Source organism: Xanthomonas arboricola (assembly GCF_003353015.1).
In the GTDB taxonomy this organism is placed as follows: Bacteria; Pseudomonadota; Gammaproteobacteria; order Xanthomonadales; family Xanthomonadaceae; genus Xanthomonas; species Xanthomonas arboricola_E.
Genome location: NZ_QREM01000007.1, coordinates 510221 through 532810, shown reverse-complemented (window position 1 = coordinate 532810; position 22590 = coordinate 510221). Strand labels below are relative to the sequence as shown.

The window sequence follows — 22590 nt, the reverse complement described above, 5'->3', positions numbered from 1 at the left end:
GGGCACCGCTGCCTGCTCCATGCCGTTGCGAATCCCCAATCCCGTCTACTCCCCCAGCTTGATCTCGTAGATCTTCGGCCACCGCTTGCCGGTGACGAATAGCCGATCATGCTCGGCGTCATAGGCGATGCCGTTGAGCACGTCGTTGCCGGGGTCGGTCAGGCTGTCGATGTCCGGCACCAGCGCCTTCAGGTCGATCCAGGCGATCACCTTGCCGCTGGCCGGGTCGATGCGCGCGATGCGTGTGGTCAACCAGACGTTCGCCAGCAGCTCACGCTTCACCCATTCCAGCTCGTTGAGATTGTCCAGCGGCTTGCCGCCGGCAGTGACCTGGATGCTGCCGACCTGCTGCAGCGTCTGCGGGTCCAGCCGTCGAATGCGGGCAGTGCCATCGCTCATGTACAGGCTGCTGTCGTCGCGGGTCAGCGCCCAGCCCTCGCCGGAATAGCTGAACTGCGTGCGCGGCGTCAGCGTGGCCAGGTCGTAGACAAACCCGCGCTGGTTGCGCCAGGTCAGCTGGATCAGGCGGTCGTGCCAGGCCACGATGCCTTCGCCGAAGAAAGGCGCCGGCGTCGTGGCCTGCTGCAGGACGCGGCCGGTTTCCAGCTCGACCTTGCGCACGCTGGAGCGGCCCAACTCACCGGTGCTCTCGTACAGGTAACCGTCGAGATAGAACAGGCCTTCGGTAAAGGCGGCGGTGTCGTGCGGATAGGTGCGCACGACGGTGTAGCCCTGGGTCGGGATCGCGTCACTGCAATGGGCGAGCGCGGGCAGCAGGGCGGCGAAGAACAGGCTGTAGGCGGTACGTGGCATGCGGCCATCATCCCATGCCGCCTTGCCGACTGTGGCGTTGGGGCAACGCCGGCCGGCGGAATCATGCTTGGCTGAACGCGCGCCAGCGCGGTGCCGGCAGGTTGTCGCGGCTGCCACACCGGCGCTGCTAGGCTCGGCGCCACGTTCACCAAACCGGAATGCCCGCATGATCAAGTCTCTTTCCCTTCTCGCACTGCTGGGCGCGGCAACGCTGGCACCGCAGGCGCAGGCCGCCGGCAATATCGACTGCCAGCTGTCGTTCAACCTGTCTGGCTGGTCGGTGTTCTACAAGACCGCCAGCGGCACCGGCACCATCAAATGCGACAACGGCGCGGTGATCCCGGTCAAGATCTCCAGCAAGGGCGGTGGCCTGACCGTCGGCAAGTCCAAGATCGTCGGCGGCCGCGGCACCTTCTCCGGCGCCTATAGCCTCAATGATCTGCTGGGCACCTATGCGGCGGCCGAAGCGCATGCCGGCATCGTCAAATCCAGCACTGCACAGGTGGTCACCAAGGGCGATATTTCGCTGGCACTGGCCGGCACCGGCGAGGGCGTGGACCTGGGCGTGAACGTCGGCAACTTCGTGATCGAGCGCCGCAAGTAACTCGTCGGTCGAGCGCGCGCTGCCTCGGCGCGCGCGCGGCCCGGTGAAGTCGTCGGGCAGGGCGCAGATCACAGCCGGCCCATCGGCGCTTTGACTCAGGCAGCCGGCGTGCCCTGAGCAGCAACCAAAAAACGGCCCTTCGCAGGGCCGTTTTTTCGTGTGCGTCCTGCCAGCTTAGCGCCCGCGATTACCGCCGCCTGGGGGGCGACGATTGCCGCCGCCCGGCGGACGACCACCCGGGCCACCGGGACCACGCGGCGCGCCGCCCGGACCACCGGGACCGCGATTGCCGCCCGGGCCACGGTTGCCACCGGGTCCGCCTGCACGTGCGCCACCCGGGCGGCCGGCTGCCGGACGTGCCGCGCCATACGGGCTGAAGCCCGGGTTGGCGTGGTCGGACGGGAAGCTCGGCGCATTGCCCGGATGCCCGTAGGGATGCTTGCGCTGACCCTGGCCCTGCGACTGGCCCTGTCCGCCACCGGCGCCGCCACGCCCCTGGCCACCTGCGCCGGGACGTGCATTGCCCGGGCCGCCACCTGGACGCGCGCCACCCGGACCCTTCTTCGCATACGGGCGCGCCTGGCCGGTGCCGGGGCCGCTGGGGCCGGCATTGCGGTGACCGCTGGGGCCGGTGCTCACGCCGTCGGGCACGTACCAGCTGCGGAACGCGGCCGGGTTGCCATCCGGCAGGGCACGGTCGCCCTTGCCGGGAGCGCGCTGCTTGAACGGACGCTGCTGCGACTGCTTGGCCGCCGCTTCGCCGCTGACGGTGAGGCCGCCGCGGAAACCGCCCGGCTTGCCGCGGCCACGGCCGCCGCGATCCTCGCGCAGGTTGTCGAAGCGGCGCAGTTCGCGGCCTTCGTCGGCGCCGGAGGTCTGGCCGTTGACGTAGGCATTGCTGCGGCCATCGCGCGAGACGTGCACGGTGGACTTGGCGGCGCGGCGCTGGCCGATCACCGGCTGCAGCGTCAATGCCGACGGCGCGCCTTCTTCCAGCTTGAGTTCGGCGCGCAGGGCATCGACCTTGTCCTGCACCACTTCGATCGACTGCCCGCGCAGCAGCTCGCGCGGCAGCGAGATCTTGCCGTAGCGGCTGCGCTTGAGGCGACTGACCTGGCAGCCCTGCGATTCCCACAGGCGGCGCACTTCGCGGTTGCGGCCTTCCTTGACCACCACGCGGAACCAGTCATGCGAGTCGGTGCCGCCGATGCGCTCGATCTCGTCGAACTTGGCGCCGCCGTCCTCCAGCAGCACACCGCGCGACAGGCGCTCGATGATGGCGTCGGAGACCTTTTCCTCGCCTTCCGGGGCGCGTACGCGCACCACGTATTCGCGTTCGACCTCGTAGGAGGGGTGCATCATCGCGTTGGCCAGCTCACCGTCGGTGGTCAGCAGCAGCAGGCCGGTGGTGTTGATGTCCAGGCGGCCGATGGCGATCCAGCGCGAGCCCTTCAATGCCGGCAGCGACTCGAACACGGTCGGGCGGCCTTCGGGATCTTCGCGCGTGGTCACTTCGCCTTCGGGCTTGTTGTAGATCAGCACGCGCGCCGGTTCGGTCAGCGCGCTGGCCACGAAACTGCGGCCGTCCAGCTCGATCTTGTCGCCGCTGCGCACCGACATGCCGGTCTGCGCGACGGCGCCATTGACCTTGATCAGGCCATCGGCAATACGCTGTTCCAGCGCGCGGCGCGAGCCCAGGCCGGCCTGGGCCAGCACCTTGTGCAGGCGCTCTTCCAGCTTGGGCGCTTCGGGCGCGCTGTCGCGCTTGAGGGAAAGCTTGTTCAACGACAGCTTGCGGGGGGTGTCACTCATGTGTCTGGCTCCGGCCGACGCGCTCTGGGTCGGCCTCTGGGTCGGAATCGGCTTCGTCAACAGCCACGGTCGTCGTCGCGACGGCGTTGTCTTCGTCTTCGTTCACTGCATCCGCGCGCGTTCCCGGCGCGGTGTCGGGGTCGCCCTCACGGGCGTCGTCTGGGTCCAACGTGTTCGGGTCCTGCGCCGAGGCAGGCTCGGGGTGTGGCGGTGTCGCGTCGATCGGGTCTTCGGCGTCGGCGGCGGCGTCTGCAGCGCCGGCGTCGTGTGGGTCTTCATCGAATCCGGCATCGATGGTGGATGCCAGCTCACTCTGCTCGGCCTCGGCCTCGGCATCGATCTGTGCCTCGGCGTCCACCGCCGTCTCTGCCTCAAGCTCAACGTTCGTTTGGTGATCGGTGTCGTTTGCTGCGTCGGCGTCGCGGTCTTCCGCAGCGGTGTCGTCTTGGTCAGCGTTGGCGTCGCCGGTTTTCTCGCCATCGGCATCTGTTTCAGCGTGCGCATCATTCGCGTCGCCTGCCGCTGCAGCTACATCGGCGCCATCGCCATTTGCGTCCGCGTCCGCCGTATCGGCATCCGTCTGACCCAGCGCTGCATCCATTGCCGCCGATGCCGGCACTGCGCCATCCAGCTGCCCGTCGCGGTCCAGCGGCAGCTGCGGTTCCAGCTCGGCGATGTCCTTCAGCTCAGACAATGGCGGCAGCTCGTCCAATCGCTTGAGCCCGAAGTAATCCAGGAAGCCCTTGGTGGTGCCGAACAGGGCCGGCTTGCCGGGCACGTCGCGGTGGCCCACCACGCGGATCCACTCGCGTTCTTCCAGCGCCTGGATGATGTTGCTGCTGACCGCCACGCCGCGCACCTGCTCGATCTCGCCGCGGGTGATCGGCTGGCGGTAGGCGATCAACGCCAGGGTTTCCAGCGTGGCGCGGGTGTACTTGGTACGGCGCTCGGTCCACAGCCGGGCAACCCAGCCATGTACCTCGGCCTTGACCTGGAAGCGGAAGCCCGACGCCACCTCGACCAGCTCCACCCCGCGCTCGGCGCAGCCGTCGCGCAGCAGTTCCAGCGCGCGCTCGACGCTGCCGGGCGGCGCCGGCTCTTCTTCGGGAAACAGCCCCTGCAGCTGCGCCAGCGTCAATGGCTGGCTGCTCGCCAGCAGGGCGGCTTCGATGATGCGGGTGATCAGCGCTTGATCCATTCGGTGATCGGCTTCAGAGAGGTTCGTTGGCGGCATCGCTGTCGTCGAATTCGCTGGAGAATTGCAACGGCGCATTGGTATTGCCCAAGGCCAGCGACTTCACGTAGATCGGCGCCAGCGGCGCCTCCTGCACGATGTCCAGCAATTGCTCCTTGGCCAGTTCGAGCAGCGCCAGGAAGGTGACCAGCACGCCGAGCTTGCCTTCTTCGGCCGTGAACAGCGATTCGAAGCGGTAGAACCTGCCATCGTCCAGGCGGCTCAGCACATCGCCCATGCGCTGGCGCACGCTCAGCGCCTCGCGCTTGATCGCATGGCCGGTGAACAGCTCGGCGCGCTTGAGCACGTCGTACAGCGCCATCAGCATTTCTTTCAGTTCCACCGGCGGCGGCAGCTTGACCGCCGCGCGCTCGGGCAGATGCGCCTGCACCGGTGCGCTGTCGCGGCCCATGCGCGGCAGGGTGTCCAGATCCTCGGCAGCCTGCTTGAAGCGTTCGTACTCCTGCAGCCGGCGGACCAGCTCGGCGCGCGGATCGTTCTCCTCGCCTTCCTGGCTGGGCGGGCGCGGCAACAGCATGCGCGACTTGATCTCGGCCAGGATCGCGGCCATCACCAGATACTCGGCCGCCAGTTCGAAGCGCAGCTCCTGCATCACGTTGATGTAGTCCACGTATTGCCGGGTGATCTCGGCGACCGGGATATCCAGGATGTCCAGGTTTTGCCGGCGGATCAGGTACAGCAACAGGTCCAGCGGACCTTCGAAGGCATCCAGGATGACTTCCAGCGCGTCCGGCGGGATGTACAGATCCTGCGGGATCTGCAGCACCGGCTGCCCATGCACCACCGCCAGCGGCATTTCCTGCTGCTGTGGCGGCGCGCTCGTGGCTGGCGGAGTCGCGTCGTGCGCGAGTTCGGAATTCATCAGGTCGACATCGGGTCTTGCGGTCGCCGGCCGCGGTCTGAGCCGCGCCTGCAGGGCTTTGCCTTGAGTTATTGCGATCAATGTCGTGCCTGTGCCGGCACGATCCTACAAATCCACATACAACGTGCGCCGCGTGGCATGCGGCGACGGAACAGCGAGGAGGTCGTCTACGCGGGTCGGCGGTGGGCAGCGATTCGGTCGTCGAGTGAGGCGTGGGGCCTGGGCCGACGGGCCGCTGCGTCCGATTGCGTGTGCAGTGGTGCCAAGGGTAATGCGTGCGCGGGGGCGGTGTCCAGCGCCAAGGCGGCTAGAATCCCGGGGCTGATCTTCACGTTTTTGGCGAGGTGGCGGATGTGGTACGTAATCGAGGGGTATGACCGGGCCGACGCGCTGGCCGCGCGGCAGCAGGCGCGACCGGCGCATCTGGCCCGTTTGCAGGCGCTGGCGGCGGCAGGTCGCCTGCTGGTGGCGGGCCCATGCCCGGCGATCGATGCCGAGGATCCGGGCCCGGCCGGTTTCAGCGGCAGCGTGGTCATTGCCGAATTTGAATCGCTGGAAGGGGCGCGCGCCTGGGCCGATGCCGACCCGTACGTGGCGGCGGGCGTGTATGCGCGCACCGAAGTCCGCCCGTTCCGCCGGGTGCTGCCATGAGCCGGGTCGAGCGGATCCGCGCCGCGCTGCAGTCGGCCCTGGCGCCGACCGAACTGGAGGTGGTGGACGACAGCCATCGCCACGCCGGGCACGCCGGCGCGCGCGACGGGCGCGGGCATTTCAATGTGCGCGTGGTCAGTGCCGCCTTCGCCGGCAAGCCGCCGCTGGCGCGTCACCGCGCGGTCTATGCCGCGGTCGGCGAGATGATGCAGACCGATATCCACGCCTTGTCGATCGAGGCGATCGCGCCGGGCGAGACGATGTAACCCGGCCGATCAATCCGCCGCCGTAGGAGCGCACCTGGGCGCGAGGGGGGGTATCGGCAAGGCCCCGTCGCGCCCGGGTGCGCTCCTACGGGGTGGGCGTTCGGGCCGTGGGCGGCTGGAAGCCGGCGTCGTTGCAGGGGCGTGCCCGAGCAGTGCCGGCAACGCCATGTCCATCACCGGGCAAGGCGGCGCCACCAGTCAGTCAATTCGCCGCCGTAGGAGCGCACCNGCCCGAGCAGTGCCGGCAACGCCATGTCCATCACCGGGCAAGGCGGCGCCACCAGTCAGTCAATTCGCCGCCGTAGGAGCGCACCTGGGCGCGACGTCGGGGATATCGGCAAGGCCCCGTCGCGCCCGGGTGCGCTCCTACGGGGTGGGCGTTCGGGCTGTGGGCGGCTGAAAGCCGGCGTCGTTGCGTGGGCGTGCCCGAGCAGTGCCGGCAACGCCATGTCCATCACCGGGCAAGGCGGCGCCACCAGTCAGTCAATTNTGGGCGGCTGAAAGCCGGCGTCGTTGCGTGGGCGTGCCCGAGCAGTGCCGGCAACGCCATGTCCATCACCGGGCAAGGCGGCGCCACCAGTCAGTCAATTCGCCGCCGTAGGAGCGCACCCGGGCGCGACGTGGGGGATATCGGCAAGGCCCCGTCGCGCCCGGGTGCGCTCCTACTGGGTGGGCGTTCGGGCTGTGGGCGGCTGGAAGCCGGCGTCGTTGCGTGGGCGTGCCCGAGCAGTGCCGGCAACGCCATGTCCATCACCGGGCAAGGCGGCGCCACCAGTCAGTCAATTCGCCGCCGTAGGAGNGCCCGAGCAGTGCCGGCAACGCCATGTCCATCACCGGGCAAGGCGGCGCCACCAGTCAGTCAATTCGCCGCCGTAGGAGCGCACCTGGGCGCGACGTGGGGGATATCGGCAAGGCCCCGTCGCGCCCGGGTGCGCTCCTACGGGTAGGGGCATCCGATGCGGGTGGGTATCGGCAAGCTGGTCCTGCCCGGAAGGTGACCGCGGTTGCGCCTAGTCTGCGGGCGCATCGTGCATGTTTGTTGCGCCGCAGCACGTTGCTTCACGTATTCATCACTTTCAGATGCTTGATCTGTAAGCGTTTTCACGGGCGTGAAGACAGGGGTTTACGCCCCTGTATGAAAACGCTTACAGTCCGCGCCAGTTTTTGGGAACTCGGTCGCGGAGGGCGACACGAATGGCCAAGGGTGCGGTCACCATCAAAGATGTCGCCAGGGAAGCGCAGGTCTCCGTCGCAACGGTGTCGCGTGCACTCAACGGGCATGACAACGTCGCCGCGCCGGTGCGCCAGCTGGTGCAGGACGTGGCCGCGCGGCTGCGCTACAGCCCGCATGCGGCAGCGCGCAGCCTCAGCAGCCGACGCACCCAGACCCTGGGCGTGGTGCTGCCCGATCTGTACGGCGAATTCTTCTCCGAACTGATCCGCGGGATCGATGGCGCGGCGCGTGCCGCCGGCCAGCATCTGCTGGTGTCCAGCTACCACGGCGACCCGGAGGCGCAGGGCAGGGCCTTGCAGTCCATGCGCGGGCGGGTGGATGGTCTGCTGGTGCTGTCGCCGTATGCCGAGCAGCCCGGATTCCTCACCGACAACCTGCCGCAGGCGCTGCCCACGGTGCTGATCAACGCGCACGTTCCGGGCGATGCCTATCCGGTGCTGAGCATCGACGACCACGCCGGCGCGATGGCGATGACCCGGCACCTGCTCGCGGCCGGATATCGGCGCATCGCCTTCATCGGCGGGCCGGCGCTCAATTTCGATGCGCGCGAACGCCTGCGCGGCTTCCGCGACGCGATCGCCGCGCACGGCGACACCGCGCAGGGCATCGAGTTCCCCGGCGACTTCGACGAGGCCTCCGGCCACCGCGCCGGGCAGGCGATGCTGGCAGGCGGCGCGCTGCCCGACGCGGTGTTCGCCGCCAACGACATGACCGCGTTGGGCTGCCTGTACGCGTTCGCCCAGGCCGATGTCTCGGTGCCCGGCGACGTCGCACTGGCCGGCTTCGACGATATCCCGCTGGCCCGTTTCGTCCATCCGGGGCTGACCACGATGCGGGTCAGCATCGCGCGCCTGGGCGAGCAGGCGATGACCCGGCTGATGCGGCTGGTGGACCAGCCCGGCCATGACGACGGCATCCGCCAACTGCTGACGCCCGAGCTGGTGATCCGTGCCTCCTGCGGTGCTGGCGAGCCCGTCCCCTGACGGTTCCAGCCTGCCGCCCCTTTTCGCGGACGTTCTGTCCGCTCCCGCTGCCCCCGCAGCGGTCGTTCCTGCAAGTCGCAACGCCACAACAACAATCTGTACCGATCCCTGGAGGGACCAATGCGCCATTACCACCCCCATTCCGCCAGTCCGGCGCGCAAGCTGCTCAGCTGCGCCCTGGCCAGCTGCCTGCTGCTGGGCGCCGCACCGGCATTCGCGCAGAGTGCTGCCGCGACCATCCGTGGCCAGGTCACCGTCGACTCGGCACCTGCCAGCCAGGCCCAGGTCACCGCGACCAACCTCGCCACCGGCCTGACCCGCAGCGTGCAGGTCAGCAACGGCGGCTACTCGCTCGGTGGCCTGCCGCCGGGCGCGTACCGCCTGGACGTCACCGCCAACGGCCAGACCACCTCGCAGAACGTGACCGTGCAGGTCGGCCAGACCGCGACCCTGAATCTGGGCGTCGGCGGCGAACCGGCCACGGCCGAAGCTGGTAACGCCACCACGCTGGACGCGGTGCAGGTCAAGGCACCGCCGGTGCTGGTGGAAACCCGTACCTCCGAGAACGCCACCTACATCTCCAACGTGCAGATCCAGAACCTGCCGCGTGCCACGCGCAACTTCCTGGAACTGGCCGACACCGTGCCGAACGTGCAGTTCACCCGCGAGGCCAACGGCACCACCAAGGTCCGTTCCGGCGCCACCTCGGCCGAAGGCACCAACGTCTACATCGACGGCGTGAGCCAGAAGAACTACGTGCTGACCGGTGGCGTCAGCGGCCAGGATTCCAGCCGCGGCAATCCATTCCCGCAGTCGGCGATCGGCGAGTACAAGGTCATCACCTCCAACTACAAGGCCGAGTTCGACCAGGTCAGCGGCGCGGCCATCGTGGCCTCGTCCAAGTCCGGTACCAACGATTTCCACGGCAGCTTCTTCTGGGACACCAGCAACGACGGCTGGCGCGAGGAGAGCCCGCTGGAAAAGCGCGCCGGCGTGCGCGACGACTTCGAGGAGACCCAGTACGGCGCGACCTTCAGCGGCCCGATCCTCAAGGACAAGGCGCATTTCTTCGTCGCCTATGAAGCCAAGGAATACACCACGCCGAACGTGGTGATCCCCGGTTCGATCTATTCGGACCGCGTCGACCAGCTGCCCACGCAGTTGCAGCCGCTGGTGGCCACCTACAGCACGCCGTTCAAGGAAGACCTGTACTTCGCCAAGATCGACTGGACCATCGGCGACAACAGCCTGTTCGAGCTGAGCGGCAAGTACCGCAAGGAAGACGAGCTCAACGACGTCGGTGGCACCTCGACCTTCGAGCACGGCAGCACCAACGGCCAGGAAGAAAAGCGCGCCAACCTGCGTTGGCAGTACAGCGGCGCCAACTTCCTCAACGAGGCCAACCTCAGCTACGAAAGCGCGTTCTGGAACCAGGCGCCGCTCAACGACGGCACCGGCTACATCCTCAGCTACACGCCCAACCGCGGCAACGAGACCGACGTGCTTGCCGCAGGCGCCGGCAGCAGCTTCCAGCGCAAGGGGCAGAAGGGCTGGACCTTCCAGGACGACCTGACCCTGAACAGCCTGGAATGGCACGGCGCGCACACCGTCAAGATGGGCGTGAAGTTCAAGAGCATCGACCTGGATTCCACCCAGTTCAATCCGGCCAACCCGCAGTACTACTACAACATCCTCAGCGATGTCCAAACGCCTTACCGGGTGCGCTTCGGTGCGCCGCTGGTCGAAGGCGGCGGCTCGGTGGTGTCGGAGAACAAGCAGTACGGCATCTACCTGCAGGACGACTGGGAGGTCAACGAGCACTGGACCCTGAACCTGGGCGTGCGCTACGACTATGAAGAGACCCCGGCCTTCCTGGACTTCGTGACCCCGTCCGACGTTGCCGGCGCCTTGCAGAACTGGCCCAACCTGCGCAACGCCAACTACGACATCAACAACTTCATCAGCACGGGCAACAACCGCAAGGCGTTCAAGAATGCCTGGCAGCCGCGCCTGGGTGCCTCCTACGACCTGTTCGGCGATCAGGCCCACGTGATCTACGGCGGCGCCGGCCGCGCCTACGATCGCAACATCTTCGACTACCTGGCGCTCGAGCAGCTCAACAATTCGTTCAATTCCTACAGCTACTACTTCACCAGCGCCAACAACCCGGCCTGCCTGGGCGACCCATGCACCGCATGGAATCCGGCCTACAACACCCAGGAGGGCCTGAACACGCTGACGGCCAGCAGCAGTGGCGGCGGCGGTCGCGAGGTCTACCTGATCGACAACAACATCAAGACCCCGTACTCGGACCAGTTCAGCATCGGCATGCGCAACATGGTGCCGCTGTGGGGCCAGGACTGGTTCACCGACGTGACCCTGAGCCGCATCGAAAGCCATGACGGCTTTGCGTTCGTGCGCGGCAACCGCCTGCCGGACGGCTCGTTCTTCCTGCCGGGCACCACCTCCGGCTCGCCGACCGACGGCCCGGACGGCTACAGCGCCATCGTGCTCGGCACCAACGGCGTGGAAACCCGCAACAACCAGCTCGCCCTGCAGGTCGAAAAGCCGTTCGACGAGGAATCGGGCTGGGGCCTGACAGTGGCCTACACCTATTCCGATGCCAAGGAGAACCGCCAGTTCGGCGAGCATTACGCGCTGGATCGTGAACGCATCGAAGACTACGGCTGGCGCGAGGCCGGCGGCATTCCGAAGAACCGCCTGGTGGTCACCGGCATCTATGAGCTGCCGTACGAAATCAAGCTCTCCGGCAAGCTGTCGCTGGCCAGCCAGACCGCGCGTTACGGGCAGAATTGCCTGGCCGGCAACGACCAGTGCTACATCGTCCAGTTCAAGCCGGACGGCACGCTGGGCTACAAGGAGTTCAGCATCGCCGCCAATAAAGAATGGGATACCGGCGGCGGTGTCAAATTCAACGTGCGTGCGGATATCCTCAACGTGTTCAATTGGGTGAACTACGCCAACTTCAACGGCGAGACCGGGACACTCGGAGACTTGAACACGGCTTACGGCACCCCGACCGGTGTGCTGGCGTCGCCGATGCGTACCTTCCGTCTGGCCTTCGGCCTGAACTGGTGAGGTACGCGACCGCCCCGGCAACTGCCGGGGCGGTCGAACTCGGCGCTTGGATAGGGTAGGTTGGCGTGCGAGATGTAATCGATTACACGAGTGGGGGACGGATGAACAGGGGTAGCACTTCGTATTGGTTGACGATTCCACTCTTGCTGGGCGCGCTGATGCTGGCGTCCTGCAAACAGGCAGAGGAGCCCAAGGTGGCCGAAAAGAAGGCGCCGGTGAAAGTCATCCTGGTGGAAGCGCAGCTGCCGCCCAAGCCGGTCAAACCGGACTTGCCGCCGCTGTTCTCGGACATCGAGCGCCGTACCTTCCAGTTTTTCTGGGACACCCCCAACGAACTCAATGGGCTGGCGCCGGACCGGTTTCCATCGCGCCCGTTCGCCAGCATTGCCTCGGTGGGGTTCGCGCTGACCGCGTACCCGATCGGGATCGAGAAGGGCTGGGTCAGCCGCAATCAGGCGATCGACCGCACCCTGACCACACTGAAATTCTTCCGCGATGCGCCAATGGGGCCGCAGCGGACCGGTAGGGCCGGGTACAAGGGCTTCTACTACCACTTTCTGGACATGCAGCAGGGCAACCGCTACGACAGCTGGGTCGAGCTGTCGAGCGTGGACACCGCGCTGCTGATGATGGGCGTGCTGTTCACCCAGTCCTACTACGACGGCGACGATCCGCGCGAAAAGGAGATCCGCCAGATCGCCGACACGCTGTACAAGCGCGTGGACTGGCGCTGGCTGCAGCAGCGCGCACCGCTGATCTCGATGGGCTGGTTCCCCGAGAGCGGCTTCATCGGCCACGACTGGATGGGCTACAACGAGGCGATGATGCTGTACATCCTCGCACTCGGCTCGCCGACCCACGGCGTCGATGCCGATGCGTGGACCAGCTGGACCCGTACCTACAACAACGACTGGGGCGTCTACCAGGGCCAGGAATACCTGTCCTTCGGCCCGCTGTTCGGCCACCAGTACAGCCATGTCTGGATCGATTTCCGCGATATCCAGGACCAGTACATGCGTGAACGCGGCATCGACTATTTCCTCAACAGCCGCCGTGCCACCCTGGCCCAGCGCGACTACGCCATCGACAACCCGATGAAGTGGAAGGACTACGGCGAGAACGTCTGGGGCCTGACCGCCGGCGACGGCCCGCAGAACACCAGCCAGGAGTACCGGGGCGAGCAGCGTCAGTTCCGCCACTACTCCTCGCGCGGCGCCGGCCTGCGCGAGAACTTCGACGACGGCACCATCGTGCCGTCGGCGGCGATTTCCTCGATCGTGTTCGCCCCGGAAGTGGTGATCCCGGCCACCGAGGAAATGCACAAGCGCTATGGCGACTTCCTGTACTCCAGCTACGGCTTCCTGGATTCGTTCAATCCCAGCTTCAACTACGACATCCCGCTCAAGACCGGGCGCATGGTGCCGGACCGCGGCTGGGTGGCCAGCGACTACATCGCCATCGACCAGGGCCCGATCCTGGCGATGATCGCCAACTACCAGAACGAGTTCGTCTGGAACGTGATGAAGAAGAACCCCTACATCCGTGCCGGCCTGGAACGCGCCGGCTTCACCGGCGGCTGGCTCACCCCCGAAGGCGAGCCGCAGCCGGCGCCGCAGAAGGACGAGCAGAAGGCCGCTGCCCGCTCGCTGGGCATGGCCGAGTCGCGGGCCGCCGCCGCCCAGGCCCAGCAAGACCCCTCGCAACGCCAAAACTCCACGCAACGCCCCAAACCCGAGTAATCCGTGCGCCTTTTGAAACTGTTGATACTCTCCGCCGCACTGTGTCTGGGTGCGGCGGGGTGCGAACGCTCCGATCCGGGCAAGACCACCGTGCGCTTCTGGGCCATGGGCAAGGAGGCCGAAGTGGTCGCCGAGCTGGTGACCGAGTTCGAGCAGCAGAACCCGGACATCCACGTGGATGTGCAGAACATCCCGATGACGGCGGCGCACGAAAAATTGTTGACCGCCTTTGCCGCCGACGGCTTGCCGGACGTGTGCCAGCTGGGCAACACCTGGCTGCCGGAGTTCGCCCTGCTGGATACGCTGGAACCGATGCAGCCGTACGTGGCGCGGTCCAGGATCGTCGACCCGCAGGACTATTTCCCCGGTGTGTGGGACACCAATCTGGTCGACGGCACCTTGTATGGCGTGCCGTGGTACGTGGACACCCGGCTGCTGTTCTATCGCAAGGACCTGCTGCGCGAGGCAGGCTATCGCGAGATGCCCAAGACCTGGGCCGAGATGGAACAGGTGATGGCGGCGATCAAGCGCAAGGTCGGCCCGGACCGCTACGCCATCCTGATGCCGCTCAACGAGTTCGAGCAGCAGCTGTCGTTCGCGCTGCAGCAGGACGACCGCCTGCTGCGTGACCACGACAACTACGGCAACTTCCGCGGCGAAGGTTTCCGCAAGGCGCTGGGCTTCTACGACACCATGTACCAGAAGGGCTGGGCGCCGAAGGTCTCCGAGACCCAGGTGTCCAACGTCTGGTACGAGTTCTTCAACGGCTATTACGCGTTCTACCTGTCCGGCCCGTGGAACGTGCGCGAGTTCAAGCTGCGCCAGCCGCCGGGCATGGAAGGCAAGTGGGGCACCGCGCCGCTGCCGGGGCCCAACGGCCTGGGCGCGGGGATTGCCGGCGGTTCCAGCCTGGTGATCTTCAAGTCGTCCCGGCACAAGGACGCCAGCTGGAAGCTGATCGAGTACCTGTCCCAGCCGAGCGTGCAGGCGCGTTTCCACGCCATCATCGGCGACCTGCCGCCGCGTCGCAGTACCTGGAAGCTGCCCTCGCTGGCCAACGACGAACTGGCGCATGCCTTCGGCGACCAGCTGGAGCGGGTCAGGGCCACGCCCAAGGTGCTGGAGTGGGAGCGCATCGTGCAGGAAATGCGCCTGGTGACCGAGCGCGTGGTGCGTGGCGGTCAGTCACACGAGGCCGCCGTGCAGGAGCTGGATAAACGCGTGGACGAGATCCTGGCCAAGCGCCGCTGGATCTTCGAACAGGAGGGCGGGCATGTCGGTCCGGCCGGTGAATCAGCAATGCCTGCGGCGACACCCGCCGCAGCGCCGGCACCGGCCCCGGCAGCAGGCAAGGGAGCGGCACGATGATGAAGCGTAATTCCGTCGCCGGCTGGGTGTTCGCCGCCCCGTCGATCCTGGTGCTGGGCATGTTCTTCGGCGTGCCGGTGTTCGCCGCGCTGGTGCTCAGCGTCACCGACTTCGACCTGTACGCATTGGCCGATAGCAGCCACCTGCGCTTCGTCGGCCTGGGCAACTACATCGACCTGCTGCAGACACCGCTGTTCTGGAAGTCGTTGTGGAACACCACGTACTTCGTGCTGCTCGGCGTGCCGATGTCGATCGGCGTGTCGCTGGGCGCGGCATTGCTGCTCAACGCCAAGGCCTCGCGCTTCAAGGCGCTGTTCCGCACCGCCTTGTTCGCGCCGGTGGTGACCACGCTGGTGGCGGTGGCGGTGATCTGGCGCTACCTGTTCCACATCAAGTACGGCCTGGTGAACTTCGGCCTGAGCCATCTGGGCATCGCCCCGATCGACTGGCTGGGCGATCCGCGCTGGGCGATGCCGACCATCATGCTGTTCGCGGTATGGAAGAACTTCGGCTACAACATGGTGATCTTCCTGGCCGGATTGCAGGCGATCCCGCAGGACCTGTACGAGGCCGCGCGCATCGACGGCGCCTCGCGCTGGAAGCAGTTCCTGCATATCACCCTGCCGATGCTCGGCCCGGTGCTGATGGTGGTCGGGGTGATCACCATTTCCGGCTATTTCCAGCTGTTTGCCGAACCGTATGTGATGACCCGCGGCGACCCATTGCAGAGCACCGTGAGCGTGCTGTACTTCATGTTCGAGGAAGGCTTCAAGTGGTGGAACCTCGGCCGCGCGTCGGCGGTGGCGTTCCTGCTGTTTTTGATCATCCTGGCGGTGACCACCGTGATGCTGCGCTTTGGCCGCAAGAGGGATCTGATATGAGTCGTGATGTCGGCCAATCGCGCTGGAATGCCGTGCTGATCAATGGTGGCCTGCTGGTGCTGGCGCTGGTCAGCCTGGCGCCGCTGCTGTGGATGCTGTCGGTGTCGTTCATGCCGACCGGCGAGGCCAGCCGCTTCCCGCCGCCGATGCTGCCCTCGGCGTTCACCACCGCCAACTACCACGAGCTGTTCGCGCGCACCGGCATGGCGCGCAACTTCGCCAACAGCCTGATGGTGTCCGGGCTGATCACGCTCGGCTCGCTGCTGATCAACACCATGGCCGGCTATGCGTTCGCCAAGCTGCAGTTCGTCGGCCGCGAGCGCATCTTCAAGATCCTGATGGCCGCGCTGGTGATCCCGGCACAGGTGGCGATGCTGCCGCTGTTCCTGTTGATGAAGCAGCTGCACCTGGTCAACAACATCGGCGGGGTGGTGGTGCCGGCGCTGGCGACGGTGTTCGGCATCTTCCTGGTGCGCCAGTACGCGCGCAGCATTCCCGACGAACTGATCGAGGCCGCCCGCATCGACGGCGCCAGCGAGATGCGGATCTTCTTCCAGATCGTGCTGCCGATGCTCAAGCCGGTGCTGGTCACCTTGACCATCTTCACCTTCATGGGCTCGTGGAACGATTTCATGTGGCCGCTGATCGTGCTGACCGACCAGGAGCAGTACACCTTGCCGGTGGCATTGGCGGCGCTGTCGCGCGAGCACATCATGGACGTGGAGCTGATGATGGCCGGCGCAGTGGTGACGGTGATTCCGGTGCTGCTATTGTTCGTGGCGCTGCAGCGTTACTACATCCAAGGTCTTCTGCTGGGGAGTGTGAAGGGGTGAAACCACTGTTCCTGCGACTGTTTGCCATGACCGCTGTTGCCCTGCCTGCGGGCATGGCGCAGGCGCAGGAGCGCGTGCTCGACGGCTTCAACGACATCGGCGCCTGGCGCCTGGTGGTGTCCAACCAGGTCAGCGGTTCGCTGCGGCCGGTGGCCACCAGTTCCGGCGGGCATGCGCTGTGCCTGGACTACAACTTCAACGGCGTGTCCGGCTATGTCGGCATCCGCCGCACCCTGCCGATCACCTATCCGGACAATTACCGCATCGGCTTTGCGCTGCGCGGCGATTCGCCGTCCAACGACCTGCAGGTCAAGCTGATCGATGCCAGCGGCGACAACGTGTGGTGGGTCAACCGGCCCGGCTTCAACTTCCCGAAGACCTGGACTACCGTCGGCTATCGCAAGCGCAATATCGAAAAGGCCTGGGGCCCGGGCCAGGACAAGCAACTGCGCAGCAGCGCCGATGTCGAGTTCACCATCTACAACAAGGTCGGCGGCAAGGGCACGGTGTGCTTCGACCGCCTGACGCTCACCCCGCTGCCGCCGGAAGACACCTCGCCGTTGAAGGCCGAGGCCATCACCGATACCGCGCCCGCGCTGGAACAACGCCTGGCCGACGGCAAGCCGGACACCTTCTGGCTCAGTGGCGCGGTCAAGCAACAGACCGTCACGCTGGACCTGGGCAAGGTGCGCGAGTTCGGCGGCGCGGTGGTGCAGTGGGTGCCCGGCCTGCAGGCCTCGCAGTACGTGGTGCGCGCGTCCAGCGATGGGCGCGGCTGGCGCGATCTGCGCACCATCACCGCCGGTGCCGGCGGCACCGACTGGCTGGCACTGCCGGACACCGAGGCGCGTTACCTGCGCTTCGATCTCAAGGACGGCCCCAACTGGCGCTACGGCATCAAGGAAGTGCAGCTGCAACCGCTGGCGTTTGCAGCGACCCCGAACGACTTCATCAAGTCGCTGGCTGCGCAACTGCCGCGCGGCAGCTATCCGCGCGGTTTCTCAGGCGAGCAGCCGTACTGGACCATCCTGGGCCTGGATGGCGGCACCGAGCAGGGCCTGATCGGCGAGGACGGCGCGGTGGAAGTGGGCAAGGGCGGCTTCAGCATCGAGCCGTTCGTGGTCATCGGCGGCAAGTTGCTGCACTGGTCCGATGTCAGCAGCGAGCAGAGCCTGCAGGACGACTACCTGCCGATTCCCAGCGTCGACTGGCACCACGACCTGATGAACCTGCGCGTCACTGCCTTCGTGCAGGGCACGCCCGATCAGGCGCAACTGGTCGCGCGCTATCAGCTGCATAACACCGGCAAGGAAGCGCGCGAGTTCACCCTGGCCTTGGCAGTGCGGCCGTTCCAGGTCAACCCGCCGGCACAGTTCCTCAACACCCTGGGCGGGGTCAGCCGGATCGAGCAACTGGCCGTGGACGGCGCGCAGGTCAGCGTCAACGGCAAGCCGCGCGTGTTCGCCGCGCAACGTCCGGATGCCGGCTTTGCCAGTGCCTTCGACAGCGGCATGGACGTCAGCCATCTCACCGCCGCCACGCCGCCGACGACCACCCAGGTCAAGGACGAAACCGGCCTGGCGTCGGGCGTGCTGCTGTATCGCTGGAAGCTGGAACCGGGCCAGCGGCGCGAAGTGGCGCTGGTGATACCGCAGACCGGCACCGCGCAGCTGCCGGCCGGCTTCGATGCCGACAAGGCGCAGCAGCAGGTGGCCCAGCAGTGGCGCGGCAAGCTCGACCGCGTGCGCATCAGCGTGCCGGCCGAAGGCAAGCCGATGGTCGACACCTTGCGCACCGCGCTGGCGCATATGCTGATCTCGCGCATCGGCCCGCGTCTGCAGCCGGGCACGCGTTCCTACTCGCGCAGCTGGATCCGCGACGGCGCGATGATTTCCGAAGGCCTGCTGCGACTCGGCCGCGAGGACGTGGTGCGCGAGTACGTCGACTGGTTCGCGCCGTATCAGTTCGACAACGGCATGGTGCCGTGCTGCGTGGACGACCGCGGCAGCGACCCGGTGCCGGAGAACGACAGCCATGGCGAGCTGATCTTCAACATCGCCGAGTACTACCGCTATACCGGCGACAAGGCATTCCTGGAAACGATGTGGCCGCACGTGACCGGCGCGTACGACTACATGGAAACGCTGCGCGCCAGCGAGCGCACCGAAGACAACTTCATGCGCAACCCGGCCTTTTACGGAATGATGCCGGTGTCGATCAGCCACGAAGGCTATTCGGCCAAGCCGGTGCACTCGTACTGGGACAACTTCTGGGCGCTGCGCGGCTACAAGGACGCGGTGATGCTGGCCGGCGCGCTCGACAAGCCCGACGAGGTCGCCCGCTTCAGCACTGCACGCGACGAATTCAGTGGCGACCTGATCGCCTCGCTGGGTGCGACGGTGCGCCAGCACTCCCTGGATTTCCTGCCCGGCTCGGCCGAGCTCGGCGACTTCGATGCGACCTCGACCACCATCGCACTGGCGCCGGGCGGCGAGCAGCAACGCCTGCCGCAGGACCTGCTGATCAACACCTTCGAGCGCTACTGGAAGCAGTTTTCCGAGCGCCGCGACGGCAAGCGCGAATGGAAGGACTACACCCCCTACGAATGGCGCAACGTGGCGGCATTCGTGCGCCTGGGCTGGCGCGACCGCGCCTGGGACGCCACCGCGTTCTTCTTCAAGGACCGCGCGCCGCAACCCTGGAACCAGTGGGCCGAGGTGGTCTCGCGCACGCCACGCACGCCGTTCTTCGTCGGCGACCTGCCGCATGCCTGGGTCGCCTCGGATTTCGTGCGCTCGGTGCTGGACATGTTCGTCTATGAGCGCGAATCCGACGCCAGCCTGGTCATCGCCGCCGGCACGCCGACGCGCTGGTTCGAGGGCAAGGGCATCGGCATCGCCGAATTGCGCACCCCGTATGGGCGCCTGAACTACACCTTGCAGCGCACCGACAAGCAGCTGGTGCTGCAACTGCAGCCAGGCCTGATCCTGCCGCCGGGCGGCGTGGTGTTGCCGTGGCCGTACCAGGGCACGCCGGGCAAGGCCAGCATCAACGGTGAATCTGCCGAATGGCAGAACGGCGAATTGCGGATCCAGCAACTGCCGGCCAACGTGCAGATCGATGTGCCCGGCGCGGTGCGGCGGGCCGAGCGCGCCTCGCAATGAATGACGCGGCCCGGCCGACCCGGGCGGTGCCGGCGCGGCGACGTGCCGGATGGGCGGTCGTGTTGGTGGCGCTGCTGCCGTGCTGTGTCGCTGTACAAGCCACGCAGCCCGCCCGGGCCGTGCATGTCGCGCAACCCGCACCACCCGCGGCCATCCATGCCGTGCAGGCTGCGCAATCCGCACAGGTCGACAGACCCGGTTCCGCAGCGCGCGCATCCCGGGCAGGGCCATCGTCCAGCGCAGTGCAGCGCGGGATGACCCTGGTCACGCTCAACCTGCATCACGACCGTGAGGACTGGCCGGCGCGCCGCACCCATATCGCCAAGGAACTCAGGCAGCTGGCGCCGGACGTGATCGCGCTGCAGGAAGTGATCGAACGCCGCGGCAGCGTCGAGAACCAGGCCGCATGGCTGGCGCGCAAGCTGGGATACGACTACAGCTTTGTCTCCGTGGACCCGGTTGGCGCGCCCAAGCGTTACGGCAACGCGTTGCTGAGCCGGCGCAAGGTGCTGGCCCGGCATCAGCGCCTGCTGCAGCCGCTGGACGATTACCGCGCTGCCGCGCATCTGCAGGTCGATATCGACGGCCAGCCGATCAACGTCTACGTCACCCACCTCAACGAGCGTGCCGATGCACGCGGCACGGCCACACGCACGCGCCAGGTCGCGGACCTGCTGGATTTCATTTCCTCCACCAGCGATCAGGCACCGGTCGTGATTGCCGGCGACTTCAACACCGCCGCCGATGCCCTGGATCTGGAGGCGCTACGCAAGGGCTATGGCGACAGCTACGGAAGCGTGCACCGCAACAGCGATGCCACCGTCAGTACCTTGAACCTGCATGTCTTCGACAAGCCGGCGCGGATCGACCACGTGTTCTTCCAGCAGAACCGCCTGCTCGCCCGCGAAGCACGCATCCTGTTCGACACGCCGTATGCCGAAGGTCGCTGGGCCTCGGACCACTACGGCGTCTGGGTACGCCTGCAGCTGGCGCCCGATCAGCCGTAACTCGACCCTGGATCAACCACGTAGGAGCGCACCTGGGCGCGATGGGGCGTTACCGGNCTGTTCGACACGCCGTATGCCGAAGGTCGCTGGGCCTCGGACCACTACGGCTTCTGGGTACGCCTGCAGCTGGCGCCCGATCAGCCGTAACTCGACCCTGGATCAACCACGTAGGAGCGCACCTGGGCGCGATGGGGCGTTACCGGTAACGCCCCATCGCGCCCAGGTGCGCTCCTACGAGAAGCAACAGATTGCAGCGCCGCCACGCTCACCCGTGCAGGCGATTGAAGATCTGCACGCCCGCCAGCCATACCCCGGCCATGCTGCCGACGTTGGTCAGCAGGAAGGTCAGCACCACCCGCGAGACGCGGTTGCGGTACCAGCCGCGCAAGGTCTGCGCATCGTCGCGCAGCGACAGGAAATCGCCATAGGCCGGCTTGCGCATATGCACTTCGACCAGGGCGGCGAACGCACCGGTCGGCACGCTCAGGCGGAACGGCTTGAACGGTGCCACCAGCGCCGCGGTAAGAATGCTCAGCGGGTGGCTGCCGGCCAGCAGGCAGCCCAGCGCGGCCAGGCCGCCGGTATACATCGCCCACTGCAACAACAGGTCCGCGCCCATGCTCAGGCCGCCGCGCCAGAACCCGATGCCGATGCCGGCGATGATGACCGCCAGGATGCCCAGCGTGATCCACGGAACGCGCTTGCGCTGCTGCACGTACTCCAGCGACTCGCGCAACGGGCCGGGCGCGGCGGTGTCCTGTTCCAGGTGGCGCGCAAGACCGGCCAGGTGTCCTGCACCGACCACCGCGAGTATCTCGCGCTGGTCCGTACCGGCCTCCTCGCGCAGGCGCGTGGCCATGTACTGGTCGCGCTCGGCAATCACGGTCTCGTACAGCTCCGGGCTTTCGCTGGCGAAATCGCCGAAGCTCGCCTCCAGCATGTCGCCTTGCTTGAGCTTTTCGATTTCCTCTTCGCCGACCTCGTCGGCCGCAAACAGGCCGCCGAGCAGGCCACCGGCCAGTTTCATCTTGCCGAAGAATCCCAGCCGCCCGGAGGCGCGCTTGAAGGTCAGGCCGACTTCGCGATCGATCAGGTGCACCGGCAGGCCTTGCGCGCGCGCCAGGTTCACCGCTTCCTTCAACTCCGCGCCCGGCTCGATGCCTAGCTGCTTGGCCAGGCGGCGCTGGTAGGCGGCCAGGGCGAGGTTGGCCGCGAACAGCGCCACCCGGCCCTTGCGGATCACCTGCACCAGGTCCAGGCGGGCAAGGGCATCGGGGTCGCTGAGCGCCTGCAGGCGCTGTGCGTCCAGCTCCACCGCCACCGCGTCGTAGCGGCCGCTGCCGATCGCCCGCTGCACCGCGGCCACGCTGGCGAGTGACACGTGCGCGGTGCCGAGCAAGGTATAGCGCACGCCATCGCGTTCGACGATGCGATGCGGCTGGCCGGACAGCGCATCGTCCAGAACGTGGGTGGGTTGCTCAGTCATGGGGTCATTCATCAGAAGGAGGGGCGGTGTCACCGGAGCCGAGTGCGCGTTGCATCTGCACGCCGTCCAGCCAGCGACCATGCTTGCGGCCGATACCGGTGAACACTCCGACCGTGCGAAAACCAAAACGTTCATGCAGCCGTCGCGATGCCAGGTTGTCGGCATCGCCGATCACCGCAACCATCTGTCGATAGCCGCGCTGTTCGCAGCGTGCGATCAGCTCGCCGAGCAAGGCCTTGCCGATGCCGCAGCCTTGCGCGGCGCTGGCGAGATAGATCGAGTTCTCGACAGTCCAGCGGTAGCCGGCGCGTGCGCGATAGGCGCCGGCGTAGGCATAGCCGACCACGATGCCATCGCGCTCGGCGACGAGATACGGGTAGCCGGCATCCACGCAGGCGCGCACCCGTGCGCGCATCTCGTCGCGCGATGGCGCGCTGTATTCGTAGCTGTTGACCCCGGCAATCTGCTCCGCATAGATCGCGGTGATTGCGGGGATGTCCGTGTCGCGGACATCGCGCACCTCGACTGGCATG

17 protein-coding genes are annotated in these 22590 nt (G+C 66.8%); 11 read left to right on the top strand and 6 right to left on the bottom strand.

Annotated features, from left to right (window positions below; translation table 11 throughout):
- Positions 1–45: 45 nt before the first annotated feature.
- The gene (locus C0541_RS05765; RefSeq protein ID WP_115046542.1) at positions 46–813 is read right to left on the bottom strand and encodes a glutaminyl-peptide cyclotransferase; all 768 of its coding nucleotides are present in this window, start codon (positions 811–813) and stop codon (positions 46–48) included.
- A gap of 166 nt (positions 814–979) precedes the next feature.
- Between C0541_RS05765 and C0541_RS05760 the strand changes: the two genes are divergently transcribed.
- Complete coding sequence (locus C0541_RS05760; protein ID WP_115046540.1) at positions 980–1417, top strand: hypothetical protein; 438 nt, start codon at positions 980–982, stop codon at positions 1415–1417.
- A gap of 174 nt (positions 1418–1591) precedes the next feature.
- Here the strand turns inward: C0541_RS05760 and C0541_RS05755 are convergent, their stop codons facing one another.
- From C0541_RS05755 to C0541_RS05745, 3 genes are read right to left on the bottom strand one after another with little or no spacing between them, the layout of a single operon-like run.
- A complete protein-coding gene (locus tag C0541_RS05755) occupies positions 1592–3229 on the bottom strand; it encodes a pseudouridine synthase (protein ID WP_115046538.1) in 1638 nt (545 codons plus the stop codon).
- Positions 3222–4427: an SMC-Scp complex subunit ScpB gene (gene scpB / locus C0541_RS05750; RefSeq protein ID WP_193725869.1), complete on the bottom strand. Its 1206-nt coding sequence runs from the start codon at positions 4425–4427 to the stop codon at positions 3222–3224. Before scpB ends, C0541_RS05755 begins: the two co-directional genes overlap by 8 nt.
- Positions 4428–4440: 13 nt before the next feature.
- Positions 4441–5346 (bottom strand): segregation and condensation protein A, encoded by a 906-nt coding sequence (locus C0541_RS05745; protein WP_115046534.1) that lies wholly within the window; start codon positions 5344–5346, stop codon positions 4441–4443.
- A gap of 351 nt (positions 5347–5697) precedes the next feature.
- On the opposite strand from C0541_RS05745, the gene C0541_RS05740 reads away from it, so the two are divergent.
- From C0541_RS05740 to C0541_RS05695, 10 genes are all read left to right on the top strand, one after another.
- Positions 5698–5997 carry a YciI family protein gene (locus tag C0541_RS05740; protein ID WP_115046532.1) on the top strand — a complete coding sequence of 100 codons (300 nt, stop codon included), beginning with the start codon at positions 5698–5700 and terminating at the stop codon, positions 5995–5997.
- On the top strand, positions 5994–6263 hold the full coding sequence (locus tag C0541_RS05735; RefSeq protein WP_115046530.1) for a BolA family protein: 270 nt from the start codon (positions 5994–5996) through the stop codon (positions 6261–6263). The genes C0541_RS05740 and C0541_RS05735 overlap by 4 nt, the downstream gene beginning before the upstream one ends.
- 1194 nt (positions 6264–7457) lie before the next feature.
- On the top strand, positions 7458–8480 hold the full coding sequence (locus C0541_RS05730) for a LacI family DNA-binding transcriptional regulator (RefSeq protein ID WP_115046529.1): 1023 nt from the start codon (positions 7458–7460) through the stop codon (positions 8478–8480).
- 120 nt (positions 8481–8600) lie between these two features.
- Positions 8601–11579, top strand: coding sequence for a TonB-dependent receptor (locus tag C0541_RS05725; protein ID WP_115046527.1), 2979 nt, complete (start codon positions 8601–8603; stop codon positions 11577–11579).
- Between the two features lie 101 nt (positions 11580–11680).
- On the top strand, positions 11681–13318 hold the full coding sequence (locus tag C0541_RS05720) for a glucoamylase family protein (RefSeq protein ID WP_115046525.1): 1638 nt from the start codon (positions 11681–11683) through the stop codon (positions 13316–13318).
- A 3-nt stretch (positions 13319–13321) separates the two neighbouring features.
- A complete protein-coding gene (locus C0541_RS05715) occupies positions 13322–14686 on the top strand; it encodes a sugar ABC transporter substrate-binding protein (protein ID WP_115046522.1) in 1365 nt (454 codons plus the stop codon).
- On the top strand, positions 14683–15567 hold the full coding sequence (locus C0541_RS05710) for a carbohydrate ABC transporter permease (RefSeq protein ID WP_104567381.1): 885 nt from the start codon (positions 14683–14685) through the stop codon (positions 15565–15567). The genes C0541_RS05715 and C0541_RS05710 overlap by 4 nt, the downstream gene beginning before the upstream one ends.
- Positions 15564–16400 carry a carbohydrate ABC transporter permease gene (locus C0541_RS05705; RefSeq protein ID WP_115046520.1) on the top strand — a complete coding sequence of 279 codons (837 nt, stop codon included), beginning with the start codon at positions 15564–15566 and terminating at the stop codon, positions 16398–16400. Before C0541_RS05710 ends, C0541_RS05705 begins: the two co-directional genes overlap by 4 nt.
- Positions 16401–16426: 26 nt before the next feature.
- Positions 16427–19564, top strand: coding sequence for a discoidin domain-containing protein (locus tag C0541_RS05700; RefSeq protein ID WP_161959900.1), 3138 nt, complete (start codon positions 16427–16429; stop codon positions 19562–19564).
- Positions 19565–19626: 62 nt separating this feature from the next.
- The gene (locus tag C0541_RS05695) at positions 19627–20571 is read left to right on the top strand and encodes an endonuclease/exonuclease/phosphatase family protein (RefSeq protein WP_161959955.1); all 945 of its coding nucleotides are present in this window, start codon (positions 19627–19629) and stop codon (positions 20569–20571) included.
- A 265-nt stretch (positions 20572–20836) separates the two neighbouring features.
- Here C0541_RS05695 and C0541_RS05685 read toward each other — a convergent pair whose 3' ends face one another.
- Together C0541_RS05685 and C0541_RS05680 are read right to left on the bottom strand one after the other, a co-directional pair.
- Entirely contained in the window at positions 20837–22069 is a 1233-nt protein-coding gene (locus tag C0541_RS05685; RefSeq protein ID WP_115046511.1) for a TraB/GumN family protein, read from the bottom strand.
- Positions 22062–22589: a GNAT family N-acetyltransferase gene (locus tag C0541_RS05680; protein ID WP_115046510.1), complete on the bottom strand. Its 528-nt coding sequence runs from the start codon at positions 22587–22589 to the stop codon at positions 22062–22064. Before C0541_RS05680 ends, C0541_RS05685 begins: the two co-directional genes overlap by 8 nt.
- Position 22590 lies beyond the last annotated feature (1 nt).

Bases quoted from the DNA above. Each gene is read 5' to 3' on its own strand.
- C0541_RS05680 (WP_115046510.1), bottom strand. From the start codon at position 22,589: ATGCCAGTCGAGGTGCGCGATGTCCGCGACACGGACATCCCCGCAATC.
- C0541_RS05700 (WP_161959900.1), top strand. From the start codon at position 16,427: ATGACCGCTGTTGCCCTGCCTGCGGGCATGGCGCAGGCGCAGGAGCGC.
- C0541_RS05685 (WP_115046511.1), bottom strand. From the start codon at position 22,069: ATGAATGACCCCATGACTGAGCAACCCACCCACGTTCTGGACGATGCG.
- C0541_RS05735 (WP_115046530.1), top strand. From the start codon at position 5,994: ATGAGCCGGGTCGAGCGGATCCGCGCCGCGCTGCAGTCGGCCCTGGCG.
- C0541_RS05760 (WP_115046540.1), top strand. From the start codon at position 980: ATGATCAAGTCTCTTTCCCTTCTCGCACTGCTGGGCGCGGCAACGCTG.
- C0541_RS05730 (WP_115046529.1), top strand. From the start codon at position 7,458: ATGGCCAAGGGTGCGGTCACCATCAAAGATGTCGCCAGGGAAGCGCAG.
- C0541_RS05725 (WP_115046527.1), top strand. From the start codon at position 8,601: ATGCGCCATTACCACCCCCATTCCGCCAGTCCGGCGCGCAAGCTGCTC.
- C0541_RS05710 (WP_104567381.1), top strand. From the start codon at position 14,683: ATGATGAAGCGTAATTCCGTCGCCGGCTGGGTGTTCGCCGCCCCGTCG.
- scpB (WP_193725869.1), bottom strand. From the start codon at position 4,427: ATGGATCAAGCGCTGATCACCCGCATCATCGAAGCCGCCCTGCTGGCG.
- C0541_RS05705 (WP_115046520.1), top strand. From the start codon at position 15,564: ATGAGTCGTGATGTCGGCCAATCGCGCTGGAATGCCGTGCTGATCAAT.
- C0541_RS05755 (WP_115046538.1), bottom strand. From the start codon at position 3,229: ATGAGTGACACCCCCCGCAAGCTGTCGTTGAACAAGCTTTCCCTCAAG.
- C0541_RS05720 (WP_115046525.1), top strand. From the start codon at position 11,681: ATGAACAGGGGTAGCACTTCGTATTGGTTGACGATTCCACTCTTGCTG.
- C0541_RS05765 (WP_115046542.1), bottom strand. From the start codon at position 813: ATGCCACGTACCGCCTACAGCCTGTTCTTCGCCGCCCTGCTGCCCGCG.
- C0541_RS05740 (WP_115046532.1), top strand. From the start codon at position 5,698: ATGTGGTACGTAATCGAGGGGTATGACCGGGCCGACGCGCTGGCCGCG.
- C0541_RS05745 (WP_115046534.1), bottom strand. From the start codon at position 5,346: ATGAATTCCGAACTCGCGCACGACGCGACTCCGCCAGCCACGAGCGCG.